Source organism: Adlercreutzia equolifaciens (assembly GCF_029076695.1).
Lineage (GTDB): Bacteria > Actinomycetota > Coriobacteriia > Coriobacteriales > Eggerthellaceae > Adlercreutzia > Adlercreutzia equolifaciens_A.
Map to the genome: position 1 here is coordinate 1 of NZ_JARFIK010000502.1, position 294 is coordinate 294.

General features: G+C 62.9%; 1 pseudogene. It reads right to left on the bottom strand.

Annotated elements, in window-relative coordinates:
- A pseudogene (locus PZH32_RS13370) lies at positions 1 to 294 on the bottom strand (LysR family transcriptional regulator); the annotation flags it as partial.

The following is a 294-nucleotide window of genomic DNA, read 5'->3' on the forward strand; positions in this document are numbered from 1 at the left end:
GCCACGGAGAACGCGCAGTCAGCCCGCCCGCTGCGTGAGGCTGCCGTAAGCTCCGCTTCATCGTCAATGCACAGAAGCTTGAGGTCGATGGTGGGGTACTGCTCTAGAAAAGCCGAGGCAAAGCCGGGAAAACACTCGATGGCCGCACTGGTGAACGATCCCACGCGCACGAGGCCCCATTCCCGATTGGCCAACTCGTGGAAACGCGTGGCCAAAGCGTGCTCGTCGGCGTTGATCGCCTGCAGAAGCGAGAGTACTTCCCGGCCATCGGCGGTCAGGTGGACGCCGCCGTAT